Here is a 7,217-nt window from a genome sequence, read left to right as displayed (position 1 = left end):
CGTCCGTTACTGGATCATAAAGCATTGGGTTTTCCTGAAGGTAAAATGACCGAGCAACAAGCCAAAGTGCTCAAGTCAGCACGCCCTGCATTTGCTAAAGAGTTCTACGTTCGTCACTAGGTCGCAATAGACCAGGCTGACCAGCAACACAGCAAAGTACATAATCTGGTGTACTTTGCGCTGATCATTACAGCGAATGATAATTATCCCGTCTTTTTACAATTGTCTATTCAGATTGCCGCCATAAACGCGTAAACTAGCCCAAAGTAATCCCATTTAGACGTTCATTGCGACAAGTAGCGATGGATAGTAAGAGGTAATCCGTGTCTATTAAATTTATCGCATCTTCAAAACTACCAACACCTTTTGGTACTTTCACAATGCACGGCTTCGAAGACTCAGAAACAGGTAAAGAGCATGTAGCACTAACCTATGGTGAGTTAACGAGCGATGAAGTCATGCTAGGACGTATCCATTCGGAGTGTTTAACCGGTGATGCACTGTTTAGTTTGCGTTGTGATTGTGGCTTCCAACTTGAAACTGCAATGAAAAATATCACAGAAGCGGGTTCTGGTTTTATTCTTTATCTACGTCAAGAAGGCCGTGGTATTGGTCTGTTAAACAAGATCCGTGCATATAATTTACAAGATTCAGGCGCCAATACTGTTGAAGCCAATGAACAGTTAGGTTTTGCGGCCGATTTACGTAATTATGCGATGTGCAAACCTATGTTAGATCATCTTGGTATTAACAAAGTTAAGTTAATGACCAATAACCCGAAAAAATTAGCGGCAATGGAAGAATATGGCGTTAACGTAGTCGCTCGCGAGCCATTACAAGTGGGTAAAAATATACACAATGAGCATTATTTGAAAACCAAAGCCGACCAGCTTGGTCATATGATGACAGAAACGCATTTCAAAGAAGATTAATAAGCTCTGCTGTGATTAACAACAGCTACCGCTATAAACAATAACAGCAGCCATTGGCTGCTGTTATTCGTTTCACACCATAATGCCAAGTAACCTATTTGCCACCCACCATTACGTCTAAATCATCACGTTAAAGCTCGCTTGTGCGCTCAGCTAAATAACCTTCATAATCAGGCACCGCATGTTCGTATTTGCTGCTGGTATGAATCGAATCAATAATAAAGTCAGCGGTGGCGGGATTGGTTGCCACCGGAATATTCCATACTGCCGCTAAGCGTAATAATGCTTTTACATCGGGATCGTGCGGCACTGCATTCATCGGGTCCCAGAAGAAGATCATCATATCAATCTCGCCTTCTGCAATCAATGCGCCAAGCTGTTGGTCGCCGCCCATAGGGCCACTAAACAAAGCTTTAACAGGCAAGCCAACATGTTTAGTCAATAATGTTGCAGTGGTACCAGTACCGAATAAATGGTGTTTCTGCAGGATCTCAGCACGAGCTTTTGACCAAGCAATCAAATCTGATTTCATGTGATCATGGGCGACAAGCGCGATACGTTTGTTCACTGCCATGCTACGGGTAATTTTTTGCATCAATGACCTACTCTCAATTTAAAAATAATAACTTAAGACCAAAGTTTACAAATGATAACTTAAGACAATGAGGTTGATGATACTACTAAATAGGCGGGGATACACTGATAGACGTCCCAGATCAAGCACTCAGAGGAGCACCTGACTGGGTTATTCATATTACATTATTAATGACACTCGCAATTAGTGGTCACCACCACCAAGCTCTAGCAAGGTCGCATTACCACCAACAGCAGTAATATTGATAGTACGCGTACGCTCGGTAATAAAGCGCAGGATAAAGTGAGTATCCGTTACGTATGCCAATGCACTGCCGCTGACTTCAGCGACCAGCTGCGCCAATAAACCATCACGCGTTGATAGCGTGCGGTTAATCGTTTGCGCTGTTTTATCATCACCGGTAAAGGCAACACCCGCCACCTTCGGTGATTCAATCAATGCTGTTAGTTCAGTTTCTTCAGCGCCTTGCACGACAAGATCAGGAATACCAGCTGCATGCAGTGTATTAAGTAATACAAACTGTAATGCTTGTTGTGCTTGCGGCAGTGCTAATACCAAGGTATTACCTGCTAACAAGGCTGCACTGATATGACCAACAATGGCATTAATCGTGCTGCTTTGCTCAGCATCCGTCGCTGCCACCACAAATAAACCACGTCCGGCGCTGTAAAGTTCGTTCACTTCACCTGTCGGCCCTGGCATTAATTTTTCATCGCCGATGAGCGTGATAGCTTGGTGTTTTTGGTATTTTGCCATTTCACCAGCAAGTTTACCCAGTGCCGCTTCTTGGCTAATAATATCAACCCATTTGCCAATCAACTCAGCACGTGCGATCACACCAAGATCATTCCAACTTGCCCATGCACAAAGGCCAGTTTCAATCAGCTGCTGCGTCTGTACTACTTTATTTTTTACAACCATGGTTTAACTCCTTAATTTACAATGGCGCAGCTTAAGCGCTAACAACTTGCTTAGTGAAACGATAGAGGTAATGTGGACCACCTGCTTTTGGACCCGTACCTGATAATCCTTGTCCACCGAATGGTTGTACACCAACAACAGCCCCCACTTGGTCGCGGTTGATATAGCAGTTACCCACTCGAACTTGGCGTTCGATATCAGTGTAGCTGCGTTCATTACGACTGTGGATCCCCATGGTTAAACCAAAACCAGTGGCATTAATTTCGCTAATCACCTTGCTTAAATCAGCCGCTTTATAACGCACGATATGTAAAATAGGACCGAACTGTTCATTTTCTAATTGGTTAATACTGTCAATTTCAAATGCTATAGGCGCAATAAAGTCACCAAAATTACATTCATCACTCAATGTTACTTCACCAACCACTTTACTTGTGCCGCGCATTTTATCAATGTGCGCTTGTAGCTTTTTCTTCGCCAGTAAATCAATCACCGGACCAACATCGGTATGATGTTGCAGTGGCAGACCAACATGCAATTCTTGCATTGCGCCTTTGATCAACGTGGTAATACGGTCAGCAATATCTTCTTGTACGAACAATACCCGTAGTGCACTACAACGCTGACCCGCAGAGGCAAATGCAGAGCGCATCACATCGCGAACAACTTGCTCTGGCAGCGCCGTACTATCAACGATCATGGTGTTTTGACCACCCGTTTCAGCAATCAACGTCGCCACGTTAGTATTACGCTGCGCTAATGCACGATTAATCACTTGCGCTGTTTCTGTTGAACCAGTAAACACCACACCCGCAATACGTTCGTCAGCAGTGAGTAATGAACCAACCGTCGCACCGCTACCAGGCAGTAAATGCACCGCTTCTTTTGGTAGACCAGCTGCTAACATCAGTTCCATGGTACGCGCTGCAATCAAGCTAGTTTGCTCTGCAGGCTTAGCGATCACGGTATTACCCGCCACTAATGCTGCTGCAACTTGACCAAGGAAAATCGCTAATGGGAAGTTCCAAGGGCTGATACAAACAAATACACCTTGTCCCTGACGTGTTACTTGCTGGGCAATACCATCAAAACGTACTTGGTTTTTAGCTACCGAGAAGTTTTCAGTGGCTTGCATTGCATAATAACGACAGAAATCGACGGCTTCACGCACTTCATCTAAGCTATCATGAATCGTTTTACCGGCTTCTTTATGGCATAACGCCACTAATTCAGCTAAATTTTCTTCTAATAAATCAGCGACTTTATTTAAACATTCAGCACGCTGCGCAACAGGTACAGCAGACCATGTTGGGAAGAAATCCGCGGCAGTATCAAGTGCCGTTGTTACTTCTTCAGGTGTTGACCACAATACTTGACCGACATGAATACGGCGATCGTAAGGGGCGCTAACTGGCTTCGCATTGTCTAATTCTGTGGTGATCACTTGACCATTTACCACTGGCGCTGCTTGCCACGTTTTTTGCATCTGTAAAGTCAGTTCATTATTAAATGGCGTGATCTCACTGATAATATCAACGTTGATGTTGCATGAATTTTTACGCCCTGCAAAGATCTTGGTTGGCAGTGGGATCAAACTATTGTGATAAGTAGGACGACTTTCTAACGTATCAACCGGGTGTTCTGTTAATTCACTAATAGGGCAATCAGCATCAACTAACCGGTGTACGAACGAACTGTTCGCGCCATTTTCTAATAAACGACGTACCAAGTATGGCAGTAAATCTTTGTGACTACCGACTGGCGCGTAGATACGAACATCCACACCATATATTTCTAATGCGTGGTTATAAAGTGCATCACCCATACCGTGTAAACGTTGGAACTCATAGTCTTTATGTTCAGCCATTGTCGCAATTGCTGATACGGTGTGGGCATTATGACTCGCAAACTGTGGATAGATACAGCCGCGGATTTGCTCGCTTAATAAGAAACGTGCACAGGCAAGATAGGCAACATCAGTCGCTTCTTTACGGGTATAAACCGGGTATGCATCAAAGCCATTTTGCTGTGATAATTTAAGTTCGGTATCCCAATAAGCGCCTTTTACTAAGCGTAGTGGAATGACATCGCCCTGCTCTTTCGCTAATGCAGCAAGCCAAATCAATGTTGGCAATGCACGTTTAGAATAAGCTTGTACAACGATACCGAATTTACCCCAACCTTGTAGTCGTGGGTTACGGTACAGCTTTTCAAATAAGGCTAATGATAATTCTAATCGATCAGCTTCTTCGGCATCGATGGTGATACCAACATCTAAATCACGCGCACGTAATAATAATTCTAATACCGTATCGTGCATTTCAGTCATTACACGGGCTTCGTTAGCAACTTCATAACGTGGGTGCAATGCCGATAATTTAATTGATACTGTTGGTGCAGGCGTTTTATCGTTGGCGTAATTATTTTTACCAACCGCTTCTACTGCTTTAATGTAATCATTAAAATATTTTTTTGCATCATCAGTGGTTAATGCTGATTCACCTAACATATCAAATGAGTAGGTAAAGCCTTTGTCACGTTGTGGACGGCCATTTTTTTGTGCTTCAGCAATATCACGACCCAATACAAATTGGTGTCCCATGATCTTCATAGCTTGGTTCATTGCTTGACGGATAATTGGTTCTGATACTTTATTGACTAAACGGCTAATGGTATTACCCGCGGATTTAGTATCTTTACGATCCATACTGACTACTTTACCAGTCAGTAATAATCCCCATGTCGACGCATTAACAAAGGTCGAATCAGAATTTTTTAAATGTGATTTCCAATCTGCTACGCTTAATTTGTCACGGATTAATGCATCCGCCGTTGCCGCATCAGGAATACGCATCAAAGCTTCAGCAAGACACATCAACAAGATACCTTCTTTGGTATCTAGGCTGTATTCCAATAACAAGGCATCAATCATTTGAATGGCTTGTTTATCAGCGCGCACGCGTTCAATTAACACAGTTGCATTGGTGGTGATCAGAGATTTCTCTTCTGCAGATGGGCGGGCCATTGGTAGCAATTCTGCTAACCATTTTGACTCATCAACCATATATAAAGGAGATATTAACTGCCAAAGTTCATCCATAGGACGATCTATAAACGACGGAGAAAGTGCATCTAACGCTTTAAACATACCTGGGGCCTCTTAACTTACGAAATTTAATGCTGCAGGAGTGTTACATTAAAGATACAAAAATAATATGAGTTAGTTATCAGAACTAGAAAGAAAATACGTTTTATATAAAATAATTAGTATTTCACTTCAGTTTAAGCACTAATTTAAGCGAGATAGCGGTATAAAAATCAGAAAACCAGTCATTATGGTAAGCGTTGTAAGGATAGAAGGTGGCGACTAACAAGACAAGCCGTGATCACTAATAGTATTTTCACCGCCCAGAACGGGGCAAAATAGATGGCTAATAGCATCGCCAGCCACATGCTGGAGAGTGAGCTCCACAGTTGTTTTTTGCTGATGCCTTTACGTAATAAATAATTGGTTAAGTAAGGACCTAAGTAGCGATGGTTAAACAGCCATAGTTGTAACTTGCGCGAAGAACGGCTAAAGCAAGCGGCAGCTAATAATAAAAACGGCACCGTCGGCAATAAGGGTAAAAAAATACCTAATACACCTAAAGCGACGGCCAGACAACCAGCACACAGTAATAACGCTCGCCACGGCTGAGAGACTAAATAATTTTCAGCTACCATAGGTTCACTAGCAACACTTTCAGACTTATGCGTACTTGGCTTGGTTGCAGGTTTATTCATGATTGTTTCTCGTCACCGCTTTTCATCAGCATTTTTAGCACTATTCGCTATTACAATAAATCATCATAAAGCAGCGTCGTCATTGAATACTAACTTAGTTGGTTATTTTAATAATAAAAATGCCGGAAAGCATATTTTTTTTACGACTATATACCAGCGCATAGATACGATCAATACCATACACATAAGCGCAGCGAGCGCTATTTCAACATTTAAGTTAACCAATAAAATATACAGACAACAACCTAAAATAACCGGGGTCGCGTACAGTTCAGTATCATTAAACAAGGTTTGACGATGAGCAAGAATATCCCGTAATACGCCACCGAAGATGGCAGTGACCATCCCCATCGACACCGCCACATAGGCGGCATAACCCGCGCTATACAACTGCTGCGTGACTAATATCGAAAACAGCGATACACCAATGGTATCAAATATGATAATGAGTTTATTGACCCGATGTTTACGTATATGGGTAATACTAAAAAAGCCAATGCCAGCACTGATTAATGCGGTCCAAAAATAACTCGGGTCACGGATCCAGAAGATGGTCTCGGCCGATAAAATAAGATCCCGCAATGTACCACCACCCAACGCGGTGACCCAACCTAGCATCATGATACTGACAATATCTTTGCCACGATTCGATTCGACTAATACGCCACTTAACGCGAACGCGACAATGCATATCATTTCTAGGCTATAAACCAACATCTGCAACTCCTTGTCGCGCTAACTCAATATTTGCATATAACTATCAAGTCCGCAGTCTACCTAGTGATTTAAGTCACTGGCAACTGTTTTCACCGAACTCTAGACCCAGTTCGCCCTGCTCGTCACAATATCCAACCACCAAAAACAACAAAACCCCAGCAAGCTGAGGTTTAGGATCTTTTATCAATAAAAAATACGACTGAAAACAGTACCACTAATGCGAGGTCAGCATATTAAAAATTGAAGCATCAACATCATTAATATATACC

General features: G+C 42.6%; 6 protein-coding genes. 1 reads left to right on the top strand and 5 read right to left on the bottom strand.

Translation table 11 applies throughout. From position 1 onward, the window contains the following. Positions 1–323: 323 nt before the first annotated feature. The gene (gene ribA, locus QNK26_RS16815; protein ID WP_319225118.1) at positions 324–932 is read left to right on the top strand and encodes a GTP cyclohydrolase II; all 609 of its coding nucleotides are present in this window, start codon (positions 324–326) and stop codon (positions 930–932) included. Between the two features lie 130 nt (positions 933–1,062). Here the strand turns inward: ribA and QNK26_RS16810 are convergent, their stop codons facing one another. From QNK26_RS16810 to QNK26_RS16790, 5 genes are all read right to left on the bottom strand, one after another. Further along, positions 1,063–1,527, bottom strand: a complete 465-nt coding sequence (locus QNK26_RS16810) for a methylglyoxal synthase (protein WP_319225116.1) — start codon at positions 1,525–1,527, stop codon at positions 1,063–1,065. Between the two features lie 183 nt (positions 1,528–1,710). Next, complete coding sequence (locus QNK26_RS16805) at positions 1,711–2,448, bottom strand: aldehyde dehydrogenase family protein (protein ID WP_319225114.1); 738 nt, start codon at positions 2,446–2,448, stop codon at positions 1,711–1,713. A 31-nt stretch (positions 2,449–2,479) separates the two neighbouring features. Continuing rightward, the gene (gene putA, locus QNK26_RS16800) at positions 2,480–5,596 is read right to left on the bottom strand and encodes a bifunctional proline dehydrogenase/L-glutamate gamma-semialdehyde dehydrogenase PutA (RefSeq protein ID WP_319225113.1); all 3,117 of its coding nucleotides are present in this window, start codon (positions 5,594–5,596) and stop codon (positions 2,480–2,482) included. Positions 5,597–5,781: 185 nt separating this feature from the next. Continuing rightward, on the bottom strand, positions 5,782–6,231 hold the full coding sequence (locus QNK26_RS16795) for a YbaN family protein (RefSeq protein ID WP_319225111.1): 450 nt from the start codon (positions 6,229–6,231) through the stop codon (positions 5,782–5,784). A gap of 102 nt (positions 6,232–6,333) precedes the next feature. Further along, positions 6,334–6,948, bottom strand: coding sequence for a trimeric intracellular cation channel family protein (locus tag QNK26_RS16790; protein ID WP_319225109.1), 615 nt, complete (start codon positions 6,946–6,948; stop codon positions 6,334–6,336). Positions 6,949–7,217 lie beyond the last annotated feature (269 nt).

The organism is Moritella sp., assembly GCF_033791185.1.
Lineage (GTDB): Bacteria > Pseudomonadota > Gammaproteobacteria > Enterobacterales > Moritellaceae > Moritella.
This window is presented reverse-complemented; position numbering and strand designations above follow the sequence as displayed.

Coding starts and splice junctions, on each gene's coding strand:
- QNK26_RS16810 (WP_319225116.1), bottom strand. CDS start 1,527: ATGCAAAAAATTACCCGTAGCATGGCAGTGAACAAACGTATCGCGCTT.
- QNK26_RS16805 (WP_319225114.1), bottom strand. CDS start 2,448: ATGGTTGTAAAAAATAAAGTAGTACAGACGCAGCAGCTGATTGAAACT.
- putA (WP_319225113.1), bottom strand. CDS start 5,596: ATGTTTAAAGCGTTAGATGCACTTTCTCCGTCGTTTATAGATCGTCCT.
- QNK26_RS16795 (WP_319225111.1), bottom strand. CDS start 6,231: ATGAATAAACCTGCAACCAAGCCAAGTACGCATAAGTCTGAAAGTGTT.
- QNK26_RS16790 (WP_319225109.1), bottom strand. CDS start 6,948: ATGTTGGTTTATAGCCTAGAAATGATATGCATTGTCGCGTTCGCGTTA.